Source organism: Methylobacterium sp. P5_C11 (assembly GCF_054049775.1).
In genome coordinates, this window is record NZ_JBFULS010000036.1 from 1 (window position 1) to 17745 (window position 17745).

The 17745-nt window shown below is 64.9% G+C and carries 22 protein-coding genes; 6 read left to right on the forward strand and 16 right to left on the reverse strand.

Annotated elements, in window-relative coordinates; translation table 11 throughout:
- Positions 1 to 314: 314 nt before the first annotated feature.
- Positions 315 to 515 (forward strand): sunset domain-containing protein, encoded by a 201-nt coding sequence (locus tag ACXJKQ_RS18140; protein ID WP_457107123.1) that lies wholly within the window; start codon positions 315 to 317, stop codon positions 513 to 515.
- Positions 516 to 1094: 579 nt separating this feature from the next.
- On the opposite strand, the gene ACXJKQ_RS18145 is transcribed toward ACXJKQ_RS18140, so the two are convergent.
- Positions 1095 to 1556: a MucR family transcriptional regulator gene (locus ACXJKQ_RS18145; protein WP_457107124.1), complete on the reverse strand. Its 462-nt coding sequence runs from the start codon at positions 1554 to 1556 to the stop codon at positions 1095 to 1097.
- 456 nt (positions 1557 to 2012) lie between these two features.
- On the opposite strand from ACXJKQ_RS18145, the gene ACXJKQ_RS18150 reads away from it, so the two are divergent.
- On the forward strand, positions 2013 to 2186 hold the full coding sequence (locus ACXJKQ_RS18150; RefSeq protein ID WP_457107125.1) for a hypothetical protein: 174 nt from the start codon (positions 2013 to 2015) through the stop codon (positions 2184 to 2186).
- 69 nt (positions 2187 to 2255) lie between these two features.
- Here ACXJKQ_RS18150 and ACXJKQ_RS18155 read toward each other — a convergent pair whose 3' ends face one another.
- The 9 genes from ACXJKQ_RS18155 to ACXJKQ_RS18195 all read right to left on the reverse strand — a co-directional run bounded on the left by ACXJKQ_RS18155 (position 2256) and on the right by ACXJKQ_RS18195 (position 9942).
- A complete protein-coding gene (locus ACXJKQ_RS18155; protein WP_457107126.1) occupies positions 2256 to 2828 on the reverse strand; it encodes a MucR family transcriptional regulator in 573 nt (190 codons plus the stop codon).
- Between the two features lie 143 nt (positions 2829 to 2971).
- Positions 2972 to 6535, reverse strand: a complete 3564-nt coding sequence (locus ACXJKQ_RS18160; protein ID WP_457107127.1) for a hypothetical protein — start codon at positions 6533 to 6535, stop codon at positions 2972 to 2974.
- An 84-nt stretch (positions 6536 to 6619) separates the two neighbouring features.
- The gene (locus tag ACXJKQ_RS18165; RefSeq protein WP_457107128.1) at positions 6620 to 6976 is read right to left on the reverse strand and encodes a hypothetical protein; all 357 of its coding nucleotides are present in this window, start codon (positions 6974 to 6976) and stop codon (positions 6620 to 6622) included.
- Between the two features lie 43 nt (positions 6977 to 7019).
- Positions 7020 to 7223 carry a hypothetical protein gene (locus ACXJKQ_RS18170; RefSeq protein ID WP_457107129.1) on the reverse strand — a complete coding sequence of 68 codons (204 nt, stop codon included), beginning with the start codon at positions 7221 to 7223 and terminating at the stop codon, positions 7020 to 7022.
- Positions 7220 to 7495, reverse strand: coding sequence for a hypothetical protein (locus tag ACXJKQ_RS18175; protein WP_457107130.1), 276 nt, complete (start codon positions 7493 to 7495; stop codon positions 7220 to 7222). Before ACXJKQ_RS18175 ends, ACXJKQ_RS18170 begins: the two co-directional genes overlap by 4 nt.
- Entirely contained in the window at positions 7492 to 8478 is a 987-nt protein-coding gene (locus ACXJKQ_RS18180) for a hypothetical protein (RefSeq protein WP_457107131.1), read from the reverse strand. The genes ACXJKQ_RS18175 and ACXJKQ_RS18180 overlap by 4 nt, the downstream gene beginning before the upstream one ends.
- A 287-nt stretch (positions 8479 to 8765) precedes the next feature.
- Positions 8766 to 9206 (reverse strand): hypothetical protein, encoded by a 441-nt coding sequence (locus ACXJKQ_RS18185; protein ID WP_457107132.1) that lies wholly within the window; start codon positions 9204 to 9206, stop codon positions 8766 to 8768.
- The gene (locus ACXJKQ_RS18190; RefSeq protein WP_457107133.1) at positions 9203 to 9607 is read right to left on the reverse strand and encodes a hypothetical protein; all 405 of its coding nucleotides are present in this window, start codon (positions 9605 to 9607) and stop codon (positions 9203 to 9205) included. Before ACXJKQ_RS18190 ends, ACXJKQ_RS18185 begins: the two co-directional genes overlap by 4 nt.
- A 116-nt stretch (positions 9608 to 9723) precedes the next feature.
- Positions 9724 to 9942 carry a helix-turn-helix domain-containing protein gene (locus ACXJKQ_RS18195; RefSeq protein ID WP_457107134.1) on the reverse strand — a complete coding sequence of 73 codons (219 nt, stop codon included), beginning with the start codon at positions 9940 to 9942 and terminating at the stop codon, positions 9724 to 9726.
- Positions 9943 to 10171: 229 nt separating this feature from the next.
- Between ACXJKQ_RS18195 and ACXJKQ_RS18200 the strand changes: the two genes are divergently transcribed.
- A complete protein-coding gene (locus ACXJKQ_RS18200; protein WP_457107135.1) occupies positions 10172 to 10366 on the forward strand; it encodes a hypothetical protein in 195 nt (64 codons plus the stop codon).
- Positions 10367 to 10433: 67 nt separating this feature from the next.
- A complete protein-coding gene (locus ACXJKQ_RS18205; RefSeq protein WP_457107136.1) occupies positions 10434 to 10664 on the forward strand; it encodes a DUF6522 family protein in 231 nt (76 codons plus the stop codon).
- A 394-nt stretch (positions 10665 to 11058) separates the two neighbouring features.
- On the opposite strand, the gene ACXJKQ_RS18210 is transcribed toward ACXJKQ_RS18205, so the two are convergent.
- The 5 genes from ACXJKQ_RS18210 to ACXJKQ_RS18230 all read right to left on the reverse strand — a co-directional run bounded on the left by ACXJKQ_RS18210 (position 11059) and on the right by ACXJKQ_RS18230 (position 14644).
- On the reverse strand, positions 11059 to 12903 hold the full coding sequence (locus ACXJKQ_RS18210) for an AAA family ATPase (RefSeq protein WP_457107137.1): 1845 nt from the start codon (positions 12901 to 12903) through the stop codon (positions 11059 to 11061).
- Positions 12904 to 12907: 4 nt separating this feature from the next.
- Positions 12908 to 13174 (reverse strand): hypothetical protein, encoded by a 267-nt coding sequence (locus ACXJKQ_RS18215; protein ID WP_457107138.1) that lies wholly within the window; start codon positions 13172 to 13174, stop codon positions 12908 to 12910.
- Positions 13175 to 13710: 536 nt separating this feature from the next.
- Positions 13711 to 13962 (reverse strand): hypothetical protein, encoded by a 252-nt coding sequence (locus ACXJKQ_RS18220; protein WP_457107139.1) that lies wholly within the window; start codon positions 13960 to 13962, stop codon positions 13711 to 13713.
- Between the two features lie 3 nt (positions 13963 to 13965).
- A complete protein-coding gene (locus ACXJKQ_RS18225) occupies positions 13966 to 14391 on the reverse strand; it encodes a hypothetical protein (RefSeq protein ID WP_457107140.1) in 426 nt (141 codons plus the stop codon).
- Positions 14392 to 14401: 10 nt separating this feature from the next.
- On the reverse strand, positions 14402 to 14644 hold the full coding sequence (locus ACXJKQ_RS18230) for a hypothetical protein (protein WP_457107141.1): 243 nt from the start codon (positions 14642 to 14644) through the stop codon (positions 14402 to 14404).
- Between the two features lie 159 nt (positions 14645 to 14803).
- On the opposite strand from ACXJKQ_RS18230, the gene ACXJKQ_RS18235 reads away from it, so the two are divergent.
- Complete coding sequence (locus tag ACXJKQ_RS18235) at positions 14804 to 15034, forward strand: helix-turn-helix domain-containing protein (RefSeq protein ID WP_457107181.1); 231 nt, start codon at positions 14804 to 14806, stop codon at positions 15032 to 15034.
- A gap of 390 nt (positions 15035 to 15424) precedes the next feature.
- Positions 15425 to 16447 carry a hypothetical protein gene (locus tag ACXJKQ_RS18240; protein ID WP_457107142.1) on the forward strand — a complete coding sequence of 341 codons (1023 nt, stop codon included), beginning with the start codon at positions 15425 to 15427 and terminating at the stop codon, positions 16445 to 16447.
- A 16-nt stretch (positions 16448 to 16463) separates the two neighbouring features.
- Here ACXJKQ_RS18240 and ACXJKQ_RS18245 read toward each other — a convergent pair whose 3' ends face one another.
- Positions 16464 to 17723, reverse strand: coding sequence for a tyrosine-type recombinase/integrase (locus tag ACXJKQ_RS18245; protein ID WP_457107143.1), 1260 nt, complete (start codon positions 17721 to 17723; stop codon positions 16464 to 16466).
- Positions 17724 to 17745 lie beyond the last annotated feature (22 nt).

Genomic DNA, 17745 nt, shown 5'->3' on the forward strand with positions numbered 1-17745 from the left:
CTCTTCGTGGTCAAGGCGGGGCACAATTATTGATTGTGTAGACGTTTTGACTGATGCCAATGGTGAACAATTCGAATTCAAGATTGAAAGCTTTTGCAACGGGTATGCGCTGCTTAGTTACGGATATTTGCTTCGACCCAAACGGTCTCTGATCAGCGCCGCGTAATGATACCTAATTTGCGTGCTTTATCTACGGTAAATGCCTTGATACGCGGTGCTGCTCGATTCGCAGCAGCGAGCATCACGGCTTCTTCCATCCGACCACAACACCATTTTTATCTCAACGCGGCGTCAAGACCAGGCCGGAGATGGGGATGCCCCCAGAGGCCACGCCGGCACCCGTACAGGCCRCCGGCGCGATCAAGGGCAACATCTCGCGCAAGGGCGACAAGATCTACCACCTGCCCGGGACCCGGGACTACGACCTGACCGTGATCGACGCGAGCTCCGGCGAGCGGATGTTCTGCAGCGAGGATCAGGYGAAGGCGGCAGGCTGGCGGGCGGCGCGCGGCTGATGGTTCTTGGCCGCTCGGCCCCGCGCCTATCTGCTCACGGGCGGGGGAGCGAGTGGCTCGGGGGCGAAACCTCAAAACGTTCGATGGCAGCTCGGTAGACGAGAGCGCATCCAAGCGGGCATCGCGTTGGATGGGGTCATGGAGTTGGATCGGTGCCTTCGGTCTGAGTGGCGCCGCAGGAAAGCTTTCGACCAAGAGCGCCAACATCCGGAACCGGTCGTCCAGCATTACCGCCGGCGGCTCTCCCGTGATGACCCGCCAGCGCGCGACGAAGTCGGCGAGCGGCATGCGCGCGAGTGCCCCCGAACCAGGCATGAGGCAACCAACTGGTGATCGCGCGAAGCCTTCCATGGTCGCAGAAACTACGGCCACGCCTCGCGGTTTCATGCGTGCTTTTCACAGAGTCAACGTTGCCTTATCGGCGCGATTATAAAAAAGCCCGCGCCGGCGAGCCGGGCGGGCTTAGAGTATCGCAAATCAGACAAGCGTCCGATGCGGGCAGGGTAACGTCCCCGCAGATTTCATCACAATGGCACCGTCGGACGCGCGGCAAAGTGCTCGTGCCGGCATCACGGACTTTCAGGCAGCCTCGGTCCCCAAGCGTTTGCGCCTGGCCATGCCACCGGGTTGGCCAAAGGCGATTGCCTTCGCGAGCGCCGAGCGCAGGGCGGCGTAGCCCGGCGCGACCATCGGGTAGTCGACCGGTAGACCGTAGCGCTCGCGGTAGGACCTCGCATCGAGACCGTGGCTGGAAAGATGGCGCTTGAGCGTCTTGTAGGTCTTGCCGTCGATGAAGCTGACGATCCCGTCGTGCTGCACCGACTTGCGGATCTGCGCGGCCGAAGGCTTCTCGACCTGGCCTGCGGAGGCGGCCGTCCCAGGGGTGGCGCCGGAGGCTAAGCCCGCGACTACGCCATGAATGTTCCGGATCAGGGTAGGAAGCTCGGAGGCGGGGACGGGATTGTTCGACACGTAAGCGGCGACAATCGCGACAGACACCTCGGTCAATTCGGGAGCATGCCCGATGCTTTCGTTTATCACTCTCTTCCCCCCATTTTTTGGCGCTCGATCGAATATGCCGAGCGACTCCGCTTAACCTATGTAATCCGAGCGAAGACAAGACATCTCTCAGCAATCATTGCCCGGCGCCCATCACTTTTATGTGTTCAGAAGCGGCGCGGCGGCATGCAATGCTCTATCGCCAGTATGCCGCCCCTAATCTAGGGAGCCATTCTGGTTGATGGATGCGGGCGGATCCGTTCAGGGTTAACCCTGAAGTCAGGTTGTTGAGCGGCTACCACGAACCTTTGGTCATAGCTTTGGGCCTAGGCGCGAATACATCGGTCGTACTTCGCCGAATAAGGCGGCTCGCCCTGGCTCTGACATAGGCAAGCCGCCGTCCTATCGGATGAGGCGGCAGCCTATTGCGTCCCGGATCGTCTGAGGGAACCTTGCCATTTGTCAGTCGACGAACGATCGGCGACACGGGAGGAATCCATGACGATTTTCCAGGTGAGGCAGAACAGCACTCGCGCGGTGCTCTGGACGGGTCAGGCCGAGAGCGCGGATCGGGCGCTCGACGTCGCGGCCCAGGCGGCCGGCTACCGTGCTTTCGCAGAGATGCCGGATGCTGTTCGGTCAGACATGTCGGCAGAGGCCGTGACGGTCTAAGCGCAAGCGTGAAAAAGCCCCGCGCGGCGGTGCCGGCGGGGCTGCATGAATCCTTACTATGCAGGTAGCTCACTCAGCCGCGACAGCGACCTTCTTTCGGCCCCGGGCTGGCTTCTCAGTCGGCGCGGCGGCCGGTTCCGCAGCCTTCTTTCGACCACGGGCCTTGGGCGCCTCCGCAACCGTCTCGTCGGCGGCAGCAGCCTTCGGGGCCGCGTTCCGGCGCTGGTTGCCAAGGCCAAGGCCCAGGCTCTTGGCGAGCGCTGAGCGCTGGGCCGAGTAGTTGGCTGCGGTGGATGGGTAGTCGCGCGGAAGGCCGAAGCGCTCGCGGTACTCCTCGATCGTCAGCCCAGCGCCTTTCAGGTGCCGCTTCAGCGTCTTGTACGGCTTGCCGTCGATGAAGCTGATCAGCGCGTCCGGCGTGATCGACTTGCGGATCTGCGAGGGCGTCAGCTTCTCGACCTTCGTCTCGGTGGAAGCAGGGGCACTGTTAAGCCCGGCGACCGCAGCGTGAACTTCGCTCAGAAGAGCCGGGAGGTCGGCCGGCCGCAYCGAGTTGTTCGAAACGTAGGCGGCGACAACGGTGGCAGTGAGATCGATAAAATCGAAGTGCTCCGCTCCTGAAACTTGAGTGCTCTCGTCCATTTGCATCTCCTCATTTTGCGTGCAAAACGAACGAGGCCAATGTGCGCATTAGTCAAGAGGAGTTTCGGGATTTTCGGCAGATTGCGTCAAATATCTGCGGATTTCATGCGACATTTCTAGACTGTAACTGCGGCGACGCTCGCTCAACTCCAGTCGCTCAGGTCTTCCTTCGCCCCGGGCTCCGAGATGCCCATGTCGGCGGTGAGACCGCCGCGGCTCTTCACCCGCACCGAGGTCGCCCGGACTCCGCTGCGACGCAGGCCCGTCAGCTCGATCTGGCCGTAGAAGCCGGACTGGCCGAACCGATCGACATGCCGTCCAAGCTCGGCGATGTGCTCCCTGAGATCTCCCATCCCGCGAGCGCCCGCGCCGGCTGCCGGTGCATCTGGGACCTGAGGCCCGCCGCCGGTGATCGACCGGATCGACCCGTTCGGCATGCGCATGGTGCCGTCGCCGAGATCCAAGCCCTCGATGCCGTCGAGGCCCTTCACGAGCCGAAGCTCGGCGGCCGCCGCGTCCTTCACGCCGGACAGGTTGCTGCCCAACGGCGCGCGATCGCCCCGGCGAATGGCCGCACGGAGCGACGGATTGAACGGAGCCCAATCCTGAGGCCGTCCACCCCTGCTCCGCAGAAGCGCCAGCGCGACGCGCGTTTGCTCCTCCAGGGTGGAGGACATCGCGTTCCGCGTCTTGATCCCGAGACCGGGCGCGAGCCGCCGCCAGTTGGAGTTGAGGATCTGGAAATAGCCCTGAGCGGTGGCGCCTCGGGCCGTCATCGGATCGAGGCCCTGGCGGGTACCCACGTAGTTCAGGGTGTTCCGACCGTGGCTCTCGTGCAGCTGGATCAAGCCGAGCATGTTGCGCTCGGCATCCGTCATCTCGACTGAGGCGGGGATGCCGGGTATCGCGCCATCCCCGCTTGCCCCACTGCCACCCGAACCGCCGCCTCGGAAGCTGAGACCACCGCCCCCTCCGCCGCCCATCCCGATCCCGCTACCAACACCAACACCACCGCCGCCGAAGCCGGTGCGCTGGATCATGCTGCCGAGGCCACCGCCTCCGCCGAAGCTGGCGGTCTGAACGCCAGAGCCCCCGCCCACGCCGCTTGAGCCAGCGCCGGGGGCAAAATTGATCGGGATGAAGACGCCGGCGGAGAACAGCTGCTGCAGGCGCTGCATGATGCCGAGCCCCTGCTCCTGCACCTCCGGCGCCTTGTCGGACAGCCCCTGCTTGATGCCGTCACCGGCCTTCTTGCCGGCCTCGGTGCCTTTCTCCTGCGCCTTGGTGGCCATCTCGGGGCCGAGGCCCGGCAGCTCGTCGCCGGGGTTGAGCGGGGCCGCGTTCTTCCGGGCGTCGGCCAGGCCGCGGGCGTAGCGATCGGCATCACGCTTCGCCAAAGCCTCCGGGCTCTGTGCGCCACTGAGACCGAAGCTATTCAGGCCGGACCCGCCGAGGCTGTAGGGCACGTCGCCCTGCTTCAGCGTCATGCTCGGGATGGCCTTCGAGCGGTCGCCCAGGATGGCGTTGCCGGCGTTCGGGTCGAGGAAGTTCAGGCCCGACCGCAACCAACCATCCTGTTCGAGGTTCGGCAGCTCGAAGATGTGATGCTGCTGCGCCTTCTCGGCCAACGGTTCCAGCGCGAGGGCGCCGAAGGCGTTCAGGCCGAAGCTCAGTGCGCCCTTCAGCTTGCCGCCCTTGCTTGCAGCCCCGCCTGGGGCGCCCGGCAAGCCGCCAAGGCTGCCACCTCCAAGCTTCACCGCTGCGGCCGACAAGGCTGCGGCCGAGCCGTCGAGCGCGACAGCCGAGCCCTTCAGACCGAAGCCGCCGCTCATCAGCTTCCACACCGCCGCCGACGCGGCGCCCGCACCCGCGAAGCCCACGCCGAGCGCTGCCCCGGCCTCGTATTTCGCGATGTCCGGGTGCGCCTTGTTAAAGGCCTCCAGGCTGGTCGAGAACGCGCCGATCCGCCCGGCAATAGCGTCGAGCCCGTGTGCGGCGTCCTTCATCACCGGGGCCGTAACGACCCCCGCGAAGGTCTCCAAGCTCTTGGAAATCGACTGCACGCCCGTCAGAGCGTCATCTCGGTTCAGCGCCTGGCCGGCCGTGCCCGAGGCGGCGCCGTATCCTCGAGCGTGGGCTTCGAAGCTCTCGCGCTGCGTCACCAGCTTCGACACCACGTCGGCGGCCGTCGAGGTGAAGTTCTTCTGGATCCAGGCGAGCTGATCGCTCTCCGCCTTGATGCCGGCCTTACGCAGGTGCGGCAGCAGGATCGTGTAGACCCACTGGTCGAAGTCCGTGGCTGCGAGGTCGTCGCCCTTCACCGCGTGCTTCACGCCGGCCTTGACGCCCTTCACCTCACCCGTCTTCAGGTAGTCGAGGTTCTTCTCGTCGATCAGGCCGATGCGAGCGAACTCCTTGGCCTTGGAATGCAGGTTCTGCATCCCGCCGACGATCTGCTTCTGCGCCATCTGGACGGAGTTACCGGCGGTCGAGCCGCCCATCTCCTGACCGAGCGACTGCATCGTGGTCATGATGAAGCGGTCCGACCACCGCGCGCCCGCGGCCTTCGAGTACTTCTGCATCTCGTAGATGCCCTCGGGGGTGATGATCTTACCCATCACCTGCATGGCCTTCACGTAGCCATCGAGGAGCTTGGTGAACCGCTCCGGGTCCTTGGCCGCGCCGATCGCCTCGGCGCCCTTGATGAGCAGCCCGAGGCCGTGGCTGGCGGTGCCGGTGGAATCGTTGGCGTCGAGGATCGATTTCGCCTGAACCATCGGGCGGATGATGTGGTCCACCTCGTGCGGGTCGGTCATCACGGACCGCATCTCCTTCCAGAGCTCCATCACGGAGGACTGGGTCACGTTCTTCATCTCCACCGCGAGCTTCAGGCTCTCGTCCGTGATGTGCTGGCGCTCGGCCGCCGGGACGCCGGCCGCCTCCAGCTTGACCCGCTCGCGTTGCACCTCGGCGCCCGCATGCGCGGCACGCTCGGCGGTGTGGATCACCCCATGCGCACCGACGTAGCCGGCTGCGGCGGTGGCGGCGAGGTTGACGACCCCGTGCTGCCGGACGTGGCGGGCATGCTCGGCCTGCTCGTGCGCGTGGCGCCGGGCCGACGCAGCGGCCCGGTCCTGCATCTGAACCTCACGCCCGAGGGCGGCGGTGGTCGCCTCAAACGCGGTCTTCAGCCGGCGCTGGTGACCTTCCAGGTTCGACAGGTCCGCCCCGAGGCGGGCGGCGGCGCTGTCCGCCTCCTTCATCGCCGCGGCCTCGGCCCGCATGGCGGTGGCGGTCTTCGTCACCTCGCGCTCGGCGCGCTGGTGCGCCACCGTGACCTCGCGCAGCGCCTTCGTAGCGGCCGTATACCGAGCGGCCTCGTCCGTGCCGGCCGCAGGCTTCACATTGCCGAAGGCGGCCTTCGCCTGCCGGGCGGCACCGAGCGCCTTCGTGTACTGCTCCAGGCTCGCCTCGGCCGCCTTGGCTTCGGCCTGCGCCTTGGCGAAGCCCCCGCGGCCGGCCAAGGCCTTGTTGACGGCGTTGAACGCCGCCTCCGTCTTCGCGGCCTCGCCCGAGAGCTTACGCATGCTCTCGGAGATGTCCGCCTCCTTGGCGAAGGACTTGGCCGCCTTGGACACCTTGTCGAAGATCTGGGACGCGCGATCCTCACCGGTGATGATGAGTTTCGCTTCGATGGTCTTGGCCATTCGAGTAGACCCCTGATCTGCTGCGTTAACGCTTCTCGGGTGGGGCGATCAGTTCTCTGTAGTACCAGAGGATTTCACGCGCGCTCAGGTCCCTGAGGTCGCTAGGTCGCCATTCGAAGTCTCGGATGAGGTCTTTGACGACGTCTTCGATGCCGCGGCGACCCCCTCCGCGGCAAGGCCAAAACCCACGAACAGGTCGACCACCTTGTGCGCGTCGGCGAGGCCCAGCTGTACGAGCGCGAGGGGGTCGTCCGGCTTTAGAAGACAGGCCTCGGCGTACTGCTCGACCACACCGTTGTCGGGCACAGCCACGAGGTTGCCGTCGCCGCGGGGCACCCAGCGGTAGCAAGGGCCGAGCTTCATGAAGTCGGACCACTTCGGCTCCCGAAACACCAGTTCGCGGGACACCTCGTGGCCGACCAAGGCGGCTTCGAGCTTCACGGTATGCTGAGCGGGCACTGGTTTCCTCCGGGATCGGTGCGGGTCAGTGGATCGGAGCCGAGGCTTCGAGCGCCTCGACTGCGGCGATGGTGGTCTCGACGACGGCGATGTGCGCCTCGGTGGACTCAGACAGCCTGACCAGAAGGTCCGTGGCGACATCGGTGCCGATCGCCTCCAGGCGAGCCGCGATCTGCCGCAGCAGCGCCACGTGCGAGCAGTCAGGGTTTTCGAGGAGCGCGGCGCTCAATGTCGCGTCTCCTCGTCAAGCAGGATCGGGATCAGGGCCACCCACGAGGACACCGCATCGACTGAGCGCAGCTCCGGCGCTTGGCGGAGCAGCAGCACCGCCCCGTCGGGTGACAGGTCGAAGCGCAACGCCAACGCGAAGGCGACGAGGCGGCGCTCCTCGGCCGCGGCCTCCGGAGCATCCATGATCGCGCTGATCCGGGTGTCCCGGCGGAGGCGGTGGGCCTCCGCGCAGTCCGCCGCGTCGAGGCGATCGAGCTCGGCCAGAGTCACGCCACGCTCCGCAGGCGCTGCGCGACCTGGGCGGGGCCGCCGTCGTGCGGGGTGTCGTCCAGCATCTCGAACCGCTCCCGCACCGGGCGGGCGTCATCGCCGGGCTCCGGCAATTCGCGGCTCAGGTGAGCGAGGGCGGTGTCGACGCTGCGGAACCGCTCGGCGGTCACGAAGTCCTCGTGGTGAGCGTCGAAGGCCGGTAGGTTCACGGCGTTCAGGAGCGATGAGCCGTTCCATGGCGCTTCGATCGCGGCGCGGTAGCGGGTGCGGGTGTAGCGGCGACGGGTGCACTCGAACGGGACACCGCGACCGGCGACCCTCCCCGGGTTGCCCGGGTAAAGAAGCCCCTTATTGCCGCCCGCCTGGGGCTGCACTTCCGCCTGCTGAGCGTCCGGCACCGGCTCTCCCCGGCCATTGATCGTCCAGAGCAGGACCTCCTCCCGGCTGAGGATCTCCTCCGGTGTGCGGGCGAGGCGGCGCAACTCGTCCTCGACGGGCGGGATCCAGCCGAACTCTTCCTGCAGGGGGGAGGCTTGCTCACGGGCCACCTCAGCTTCGGCGAGATCCCGGAGCAGGATCCGCAGGGCCAGGGCATGCCGGCGGTACTCGGCCGGGAGCCGCGCGCGGATGGCGTCGCATTTCGCCACGGCATCGGCGTGCTGGACGCGGCGGGCGTCCCGCTCCCGGTCGTCCCGGACGCTGGCGATGCGGCGGGTGAGCGCCGCCACGAGGGCCTCGGCGCGGTCCAGGTCGACGACCGCCCGGGCCTTGGTCTCCTGGATCTTCGCCAACTCCGCGGGCGATGCGTCGAGGATCTGCTCCCGATAGCTGGCCTCGGCGGCATCCCGGTCTCGGGTGGCGGCCGCGATCTGGCCGCGGGCCTCGGCGAGCCCGGCGTCCAGGGCGTCGAGGTCGGTGCCGGTACGGCTCAGCGCCACGAGGTCGGTGGCGGGCTTGGCGGTCTTCTGGCTGGGTGTCTTCACGGGCCGGCTCCTGCTGTGCGTTCACCCGGAGCGTTCACCGTTCACGGGTCTGGCGTTACCTGTTACCGGTTACCCCCACCGTGAACGGTCTGGGTAACGGCTAAGTAGCTGTGATTGCTTGAATTTCGTCGCGTTACCCGTGAACTGTTCACGGGCGTTACCGGGTTTTCGACCCTCAGCGCTAGGAAGGGGCCGCGCCTCTACAGCCCGTCTTTCCGTCGGACCGGCAGGGTCCCTCGGCCTGTGGCAGGAGGGTCGCAATGTTGCGGAAGGGATACACAATCCCATCACCAGGGCGACCCTCCACGAGCGGCCACCCGCATCGCGGCGAGCACGCTGTCCCTCGGATCGGGTGGAGCGGACGCGATGGCCTTGCACCGCGCGTCGTAGTCCTCAATGGCGGCCACGATCCTATCAAAGGCAGACTGCGCTTCGAACGGCATGGAGCGAGCACGATACTCTGCGGCCAGCGCCTGCATGTCCTGCACAGCGACGGCGCGGTCGCCTGCGCTGGCGATGACGCGCCTGCGGGTGAACCTCTCCGCGAGGGGAACGGGTACCTTCGACTGCCGCGCCGCCTGTTCGAGGGCCACGGCCCCCTCGTCGTAGGCGTCCAGGCTCCGGGTCAGGTCGTCGAACTGAGCCTGTGCCTCGTCCGACATGGAGCGGCCCCGCCACTCCGCGGCCAAGGTCTGGATGGCCTGGACGATCTCAGCACGCCCGTTCATGCGCCGGCCCCGTCCTTCGGGGTGACGCCCATGGCCTTCAGCGTCCGCTCCATCGAGAGGCGCGAGGCAGCAAGGCCAGCGCTGCCGCTGTCGACCGGGACGTGGGATGAAATCGAGGTCTTCTCTTCCTCGACCACGATCCGGTTGAACAGCTCGGCTCGGATCTCCTGGATGCCGAAGCCCTCGGCCAGCATGTTGGTGGCGAGTTCGGCCGGGATGCTCGGCTCCTTGCGCCGTGCGATGGCCGCCATCTGCATGACGGTGCCGACCTTGCTGACGCGGGTCTTGACCTCGTCGAGGCCCAAGCCCTGACCGAGGAAGCCGGCGGCGAGATGCGGGACGCCGCACTCGGTGCAGAGCGCTGCGATCTGAGCGGCTTCGTTGCGGCTGATGTCGGTCATCGGCAACACGTCCTGCAGCTTGGTTGAAAGGGCGGCACCCACGACGCTCGGGGCCTGAAACCGTGCGCCGCAGGTGCCTCGCCAGACGGACGGAGGGGCCGCCCGGCGAACTGGGATCAGGCGGCCTCGCGCCGAGCGATGCCCGGGCGAGCGGCCCGCCGCGGCATGGCATTCAGGAAGGCGTCGAAGTCGGCACGGCTGAACAGGGTGCGGCGGCCATACTTCCGGGCGACAAGGTCGCCGCGCTGCATGGCGTTGTAGATTCCGGCGCGGCTCAGCCGACTCTCGCGAACCACGTCATCGACGGTCAGCATGTCGGTGCGTGCGGTGTCCATGTGTGCCTCCGAATATCCAGCAGCAGTGTGTTTTGCTGCGGCTTAGGAGGCAATATTCCCCGTTCTTTCCGAAGCTTTCCCGTTCTTGCTACGCCGAATATTTGGGGGGGCTTAGTGCCCGCACAGGGCGAGCGCTACCGCGATCAGCGGGCCTGGATTTGATCGGGTTTGGCGACAGGACTATGGTCAGATCAGGGTGAGTCGAGCCTCCTTTCAACAGGAGATTTCAATGAGCGCGCCTGTCTATCCAGTCTATCCGGACCTGAACACGAGCTCGGCGAGCAATGCCGCAGCTAACCATCCGGACCACCGTCGAGGTCAGTGCGTCGATGGCGCGGACCAACTCGACAGCCCAATCCTGCTCGGCATCGCGTTCGCCGGCTCATCAGTGGCTTGCCTGCTGATCCGCCTATTGATCGGGTAAGAGCAACGGCGCCTGATCAGCCGAGATCAGGACCGAACCGGCTGCCGAACTGGCGAAGGTATGGTCCATGCGGCTCACCCTCGGTCACCAGGGCGATTGGGTCGTCGACCCTCGCGAGCTCGCCGCGCGGCTCGGTGTGAGCGCCGAAGAGCTGAAACGCCTGGAGCGGCACGGCTACGTCGATGCCCGGATCAAAGAGGATGCCGGCCACACGCGGGTGACCGTTCGCCTGCTCAACAGTGGCTGGCGCGGCACCTTCGATCAGAGCGGTACGCTTATCGGCGAGGAGAAGTGGTGAGCCGAGGAGGCGACTCGACGCTGCTTCACGTGCCCCGAAGCGCCACGCTAGCTGAAGGAGACGCTGGTACAGGGCGACGAGGGCAGCGCCGTGGCGTCGGCCCGCGCCATGAGCACGGAGCGTGCGACCGAGATCGCCCGGTGGATCGTGTCGCTTTGCTCCCGGGGCTGTGCGGCGCAGCTTTAGGAGCGGTGTTTGATCCCGCAGGATAGGTGCTGGACCGGAAATGTGACCGGCCTGGGCTGACCGGTCACACTGCCGGTCACACTTCGCGACGTCGTTTTAGCTGGCGTAGCAGCCCTGGATGTTTCGATAATCGCAACACCCAGGCTACCAGAACACCAGATTCACCCCCCCCCGTGGGTGGTCACACTGGTCACACTGGTCACACTTGCTAGTGCATGAAGGAGGGGTCAGACGTTTCGTTTTCCGAAACTGTGACCGGTGTGATCGGTGTGACTGGGGTATAGCGGCCGTATCCGACCACACGGACCTCGCCGGCCTTCACGAGCTTGGCGAGGAGCTTCCTCACGTTGTCGCCCTTCAGCTCGGTGAGGTCTGCGATCTCCTTCGGCCCAAGCGGCCGGCCAGCACCCTTCAGCGCATCCAGGATCGCCCGCCGCTCATCGCTGCGCCGGATCTCGACCGCATCGCCCAGCAGCCGCCAGCGGCAGGCTCCCGCCTCGAACTCCACCGCGGTCTCGATCTCCTCGATATCGCGGCCACGGCCGTAGAGCGTGGCGCCCGTTGCCCCCCGGGCCAGGATCAAGGTTGTGTCGGCACCGCCCGAGAGGCCGAGCGTCCCGCTGACCTTCTCGAAGGGATCCAAATCGGCGGGGCCCTTACGAGTGTGTGTGACGACGATGATCGCGATGTTGAACTCCAGCGCGAGGCCTTGGAGCCCCTTAATCACCTTGTAGTCCGCCTCGTACTGGCTCTCCTGGTTGCCGCGCCCCTCACGAAGCATCTGCAGCACATCAACGACGATCAGCCGCGGGTTGTGAGCCCCCTCGATCCACTTCCGTAGTTCGTCGAGCGCGGCTTGCCCCCGAGGCGCGACGGTCGTGTATTGAAAGGCGGCAGGCCAGTCTTTCGGGTCGACGAACGGCAGGAGCATCCCGATGCGCTTGTTCAGGCGCCGGTCGTTATCCTCCAGCGCCAAATACAACACGTCCCCTTGCTCGCAGGTGACGCCTCCAAGGCACTCGCCACCCAAGGAGACCGCGAGGCCGACGTCGAGGCAGAACCACGATTTCCCGATCTTCGGGTTGCCGGCGAAGAGGGTGAGCCCCTCGACCACGTACCCTGGCACCACATACCGGATCTCGCCGAATTCCGTGCCGCCGAGATCTCTCGCGGTGCGGATCTTGAAGGCTGTGTCGGACGGATCGGCCTTGGCCTTCTCGGCCTTTTTGGGTGCGTAGCCGAGCCATCCCGCAACGGTGACCCCTACCCCCTTGCCGAAGAGCTCGTCGAGCTTCGGGATGCCGTAGGCCCGGCCCCCGGTCTTATGCGCTCGGGCAGCATCCTCGGCAGCGCGGATCCGGTCTTCCCGTTCGTCGTCGCCAGCCGCGTCGACCACCGTCTCAACGAAGCAGGTGATGTCATCGACTGTCCAACCGACCCGGGACAGGAACCCGCCAAGAGCCTTGGAAGCTTCGTGCCGGCTGCCCGGGGGCGGCCAGTGTCGAATAAAGACCGCCGCGGCCGCCAACGCCGCGACGCGGGCCTGTAGGTGCGCGCCCGGTACTTCCTGGGGCTCACCATCACGGTCCCAGGCGATCCGCTCGCCGTCGACGTGCACCGAGCCCGGGAACACGGTCTGTGCGCCCTTGGCACCGCCGATCCGCAGCTCGACCAGCGTGTCTTTGCCGATCGGGTCTGTGAATTTGATGTTGGCCTTGCCGGCCGTCTCGGCCAGCGTCGTCCGGTACAGCCAGTGCGAGCGCGGTTTCGACGGCCGGCCGAAGATGGCCGCCGTGTCCGGCAGCAGATCGTCGGCCGCCGCGATCGCTTCGGGGCAGTCGAGGTCAACATCCGTGAGGCCGCCGGACGACGTGCCTAGCACCACGCCGATGTTCCGAGCGGCGCCGTTGAAGAAGCGGCCGACGGTCGCCTCCGTGAGGACGCGGTCTTGCCAACCCGCGTCCTTTGGGCCTTTGGTCCGGAACGGGATGGGTACGGGATTCCAGCCCCGGAGCACGTAGCTCCGGGCGATGTCGTAGGCCGACTCTCCCATGCGCCTACCTCGTCGGCCAAGCGTTGCGCAGGGTCATCTCGGCGTTGAACTTCAGCACCGCCTCGACCGCCGCGTAGAGGGCTTGCCGCTTCGTTACGCCGCCAGCGAGCTCCGAGCCCCCGCCTTCGTCCGTGAGCAGGCAGCACCAGGTCGACTCGCTGTCCGGGGCGACCAAGACCTCACGCGCCCGGCCAACGGGTTTCGCATCGTCCGGGACCGGATCGGGCCGCGGGCGGACGCGGCGCGGAAAGGTGTGAACGGAGGCGCTCATGCTCGCCCTCCGCTTGTATTGCGGCGGAGCGGCCCGAGACGCGCGAGCGCCCACTGATCAAGCTCTTGGACCGGGTAAAGCGGTGTGCGGCCGGCCTTATAAAATGGCGGCCCGTCGCTGTTGAGACACGCGATCTTGGCCAGTGTTGATGGCGTCAGTTCGATGCCAAAGTGATCGCGGAGATAACGGCTGGCCTCCCAACGGCGAAGCGGGGGCTTCTCCAAACATGCAGCGGCCGTGAAACTGTGATTTTCGCTCATAGATGTCGCTCCGGAGGTCTGAGAGCCGGGCTGGTCTGCAGCCGGCCAGATCAAACGGAGGCGCTGTTTGGATGTGCGACGGGAAGATTATCCGAGGACTAACCGAACAGGCCTACCAGCTAGCTCCGCTGAGGTCCGTACGCTCCGGAAAAGTCCGTTAGCTCCACAACATCCGCCAATGAACTTGGAGGATTCGGAGGTAATGTCAATCGCCGGTAGGTAAGCCAGCGGAAAATTTGCGGGTGCACGGCTTAAAAGCAGTGCGCCCGCGGTCTTCTAGGCGCCCTCCAGATCGCGATCGCCGCCGCGCAGCCATATGACCTGCGCGCCATGATGGTTCTCGGGTGCGCCGAGGCTGGGCTCGGCGTCGCCTCCGTCTTCCAGGTCTGGATCGCCATCGAGCTCATCGAGCGCGGTCACGAGGTGGTCGACGGCGTCGAGAGCCAGCGCGAGGGCGCCCTCTATGCGGGTCCGCGTGTCAGGAATGATCGACCGCTGACGGCGGCGAAACGGGATGACATTGCTCATCTCTCAAAGCCTCGTGCGAAGGGCTTCAGCGGCAGCGGCGAGCAGTTCGGCCGCGCCGTCGCGGCGGGCGGTCTCGGCGACGTCGCCGAGGCGATCGATGCATCGATCCTGCAATGCGGTGCAGAGGCCCATCTGCCAGGCTGCCAAGCGGCCGGAGGCGTTGGGCTCCTCAGATCCGTCTGCAACCTTCACGATGCACCGAGGCTGGCACGTGATGGCGCAACAAACCTCGGCGATCAGTGAGGCGGTGTCGTGCAGCTCCACGAGCTCGGGGACGGACAGCGCGTCGAGTTCGACCGCGGCGGCCACGGTGCCCGGCGTCGGCATGGCAGGCGCGGGCTTCGGCTTGACCCGGCGGGTCACGTTGTTGCGCAGCGCGGCCGCGCGCTGGCGCAGACCGGCGGGCTGGTAGGGGCGTGCTGGCTTCACAGGAGCCTCCTCAGACGGTCGGGATGAAGCCGTAGGCGAAGACGCCACCGGCGATGAGGAGCGTGGCCGTCAGCAGCTCGCCGGCGACATCCAGGAAGCGAGGCGCGCGGACGTGGGCGGTGTCCGGCCGCGTGGCGCGGATGACCGAGCCTCGGACGATCATGTCCGGGTCGAGCAGGGCGTCGGCTCGGGTCGGCGGAGGCGTGATGAGCCGGCGCTTGGCCGGACGCGGGGCGAGCGGGGGCGTTGCCATGACCGGGGATCTCCGGGGCTGAAAGGCACTAGGGGGTCTGTGACCCAACGCGGGTTGGCTTTGTCGCCCTGCGTTGGTACAGTGTACCTATAAGCCGTCAATTGGTACGGCGTCAACTCGCGTTTGGACAAAAACCAAATGACGCCTGTTCAGATCCGGATGGCTCGTGCTGCAGTGGGGTGGGGCGTCCGCGAATTAGCTGAGAAGGCCGGGGTCACAGCGAACACCGTCACACGCATTGAGAACGGAGCCGATGCGAAGCAGTCAACGCTGACTGCTATGCAGGCGGCTCTCGAAGCAGCCGGCGTCATCTTCATCCAGGAGAACGGCGAGGGGCCGGGCGTCAGGCTCCGCAAGACCGATCCGAGCGTGCCCCGGAGCCCCGCATGACGAAGCTCCCCCTCGGCATGCTGCCTCAAGGGCTGAGCCGTGATTAGGCCACGGAGTATTGCGGATGCGATTCGGTCTCGGCCTTCGACGATTGGGTCCGTAGGGGCATCGTGCCTAAGGCAATACGCGGCACAACCCGTTGGGACCGCAAGGCGATCGACCGCGCGCTTGATTGCCACTCTGGATTGCTCGTCGACAATGGGCTGTCGTTTGAAGAATGGGTAGCCAAGCACATGGAGTGACGCCTGTTCAGCGCAGCTGGTATACTCATCGACTGAAAAGATAAATATCGGTGCTTGATGCTGGCAGGGACACGGATGTGCGATCTGCACTCAATTAGCCGATTATCTAGGTCAGGACACAATTTTATACAAAATAGGAAGGTGCAGAATGAGCCCGATTGATAATGATCTTTTGAGCAAAAAGGGATCATCATACAGTCTGGGGACATCAAAGAAGGAATCGAAAATATACAAATATATAAATAGTCCAATATTGATTTGGTCTCTAACTGCAGTCGTTATAACGGTTGGAGGGGCATTCTACACCAATAAGCAAGCCTGCGTTAAATCAGCTCAAGACAAAATGCAGGCGTTTGATGATGCGCTCAGTGAGCTTCAGGGTCGAGAAATCTATGTGAGTGAGGCGGTCGGTGCCGCTAGAAATGTAGAAGAACTCAGGCTGTCTTTAAAAAATATCGAAAATTCCAAGCAGCAGTTCAAGAATCACTCAAGTAAAGGTATCTTGCACGATGCTTGGCTTATAGCCAAGGACGCTGGATTAAAGCAAAGCGACCCGTCGTCTCCCGAATTTGCTGATTTGCCGAATTTCCTGCCGAATTTGATGCCAATAGAAGAATATCTAATCTTAAAGCAAAGCGATCGATTATTTCGAGAATATGAGGATCTATCGCAAAAATACGACGGATACTATGGAAACATATACTCTGGCAAATTKGCAGAGCAGGTTTCCGATGAAGATCTGCTAGAAATAAAGAAGTACGCTCGGTCGCACCGTGAGGCTAGGTCGCCTTTCTCCGATGTTGTTCTACGCGAGAACTGTAGCAATACGGCCATCGCAACTGCGATGTTTTCAGGAGATGCTGTCAAGCCGTTGAAAATCATGACGGAAAACGGAGTCAAGCCAGCCAACTCGTCATTCATGGCTCGGAAATTTGCAGATAGAAAGCTGCGAAAAATCGAAGCCATCAAAGATAAGATGGATTTTGTGACATTCCATTTGATGCACGACGCGGCATCTACTGATAAATCTTTAGTTGAAGATTATGACCGCAACTGGTTTGTTGGTCCGATGATCAGATTTGATCATTATGGGTCAAGGTCGTACTGGGCTTCCATCTCAATTATTATGAAGGACATCGCCCTAGAAATGAGGTCCGTAGACAGTCACTAGGGCGCGCATTCTGCCGTCACCCTCGGTCGGGACGTTGTTTCGGGGTTATCGCGCCCGCGATCTGCATCGCGACCCGGTCCGCGGCCGCGAGAAGCACCGCATCGAGGTGGTGGATGTAGCGAGATGTTACCCCGTGCCCGGCGTGGCCCAGCATCGCGCCGATCGTGGAGTCGCTGTATCCGAGATCGCCAGCCGTTGAGGCGAACGCGTGCCGCAGGGTGTGCGCCGTGACGCCCTCCAAGCCAGCACGAGCTACGATGCGCTCCAGGGCGTCGTCGAGGCTGGCGAAAGGCCCCTGCCCTCCCCGCGCCGTCGGCAGCACGTAGGTCGAGCCAGGGGCTCGTTCGATGCCGTCCAGAATCAGCAGCACGGCCTTGCTGATCGGCCGGACCGAGGCGCCCTCCTTGGAGTTCTCGAGCCTCAGGCATGGCTCTGCTCGATCGATCTCCGACCAGCGCAGCTTCATGATCTCGCCGAGCCGGCATCCTGTGAGCGCCAGCAGCCGAACGCCGGCCACCGCCTGCCACCGCTCCAGACCGCCCTCCTCCACCTCCGCGAGCGCCTTTCCAAGCGCGGCGTACTCGTCCGGCGTCAGGCGCCGCTTCCGCTTCTTGCCGGCAGGCCGCTTCACGCCGATAGCCGGGTTCGCTGTGATGACGCGTTCGGTCACGGCGTAGCTCAGGATCCCGCCCAGGAGCCCTGCGGTGCGCGTCGCGGTGCCGGAGCCGCCCTCGACCACCGCCTTGCCTCGGAAGCCGGTCTTGACCACGTCGGCGGTCTTTCCGGCCTGGACGTCGAACACGAACCGCTGGACGTCCTGCGTCGTCAGATCGGCGACCAGGCGCCGGCCCAGCAGCGGCTTGATGTGCCGCTCGATCCGGCCCCTGTCGGTATAGAGGGTCGAGGCCTTTTTGGCCTGACCGCCCTTCCCCATCACCCGGCCCTTCTCCGCCGCGACGAGGTAGGCGTCGCACAGCTCGGCCACTGTCATCGAGCCGCGCCGGGTGGCGCGCTCCTCCGCCGGGTCCTCACCGCGGATCACGTCGCCCAGCGTCACGATCGCGAGCTTGCGCGCCTCCTCGACGGTGATCTTGCCATGGGCGCCGAGGGACATGCGGCGGCGCGTGCCGGCCTTCGTCCGGTAGTCGGCGTAGTAGACCCGCTTGCCGCTCGGGAACACGCGGACGCCGAAGCCCGGCAGCTCGCTGCACCAGACGAAGTACTTGGCCTCCCGTGGGGCCGCGGCGTCGACCGCCTTCTTGGTCAGCTTCGGCATTCCCGACCTTTGCCCTAGCGCG

Excerpts from the sequence above, each read along its gene's own strand:
- ACXJKQ_RS18235 (WP_457107181.1), top strand. The coding sequence starts at position 14,804 with ATGGCTCGTGCTGCAGTGGGGTGGGGCGTCCGCGAATTAGCTGAGAAG.
- ACXJKQ_RS18220 (WP_457107139.1), bottom strand. The coding sequence starts at position 13,962 with ATGAGCAATGTCATCCCGTTTCGCCGCCGTCAGCGGTCGATCATTCCT.
- ACXJKQ_RS18205 (WP_457107136.1), top strand. The coding sequence starts at position 10,434 with ATGCGGCTCACCCTCGGTCACCAGGGCGATTGGGTCGTCGACCCTCGC.
- ACXJKQ_RS18245 (WP_457107143.1), bottom strand. The coding sequence starts at position 17,723 with ATGCCGAAGCTGACCAAGAAGGCGGTCGACGCCGCGGCCCCACGGGAG.
- ACXJKQ_RS18200 (WP_457107135.1), top strand. The coding sequence starts at position 10,172 with ATGAGCGCGCCTGTCTATCCAGTCTATCCGGACCTGAACACGAGCTCG.
- ACXJKQ_RS18160 (WP_457107127.1), bottom strand. The coding sequence starts at position 6,535 with ATGGCCAAGACCATCGAAGCGAAACTCATCATCACCGGTGAGGATCGC.
- ACXJKQ_RS18210 (WP_457107137.1), bottom strand. The coding sequence starts at position 12,903 with ATGGGAGAGTCGGCCTACGACATCGCCCGGAGCTACGTGCTCCGGGGC.
- ACXJKQ_RS18190 (WP_457107133.1), bottom strand. The coding sequence starts at position 9,607 with ATGACCGACATCAGCCGCAACGAAGCCGCTCAGATCGCAGCGCTCTGC.
- ACXJKQ_RS18185 (WP_457107132.1), bottom strand. The coding sequence starts at position 9,206 with ATGAACGGGCGTGCTGAGATCGTCCAGGCCATCCAGACCTTGGCCGCG.
- ACXJKQ_RS18150 (WP_457107125.1), top strand. The coding sequence starts at position 2,013 with ATGACGATTTTCCAGGTGAGGCAGAACAGCACTCGCGCGGTGCTCTGG.
- ACXJKQ_RS18195 (WP_457107134.1), bottom strand. The coding sequence starts at position 9,942 with ATGGACACCGCACGCACCGACATGCTGACCGTCGATGACGTGGTTCGC.
- ACXJKQ_RS18215 (WP_457107138.1), bottom strand. The coding sequence starts at position 13,174 with ATGAGCGCCTCCGTTCACACCTTTCCGCGCCGCGTCCGCCCGCGGCCC.
- ACXJKQ_RS18230 (WP_457107141.1), bottom strand. The coding sequence starts at position 14,644 with ATGGCAACGCCCCCGCTCGCCCCGCGTCCGGCCAAGCGCCGGCTCATC.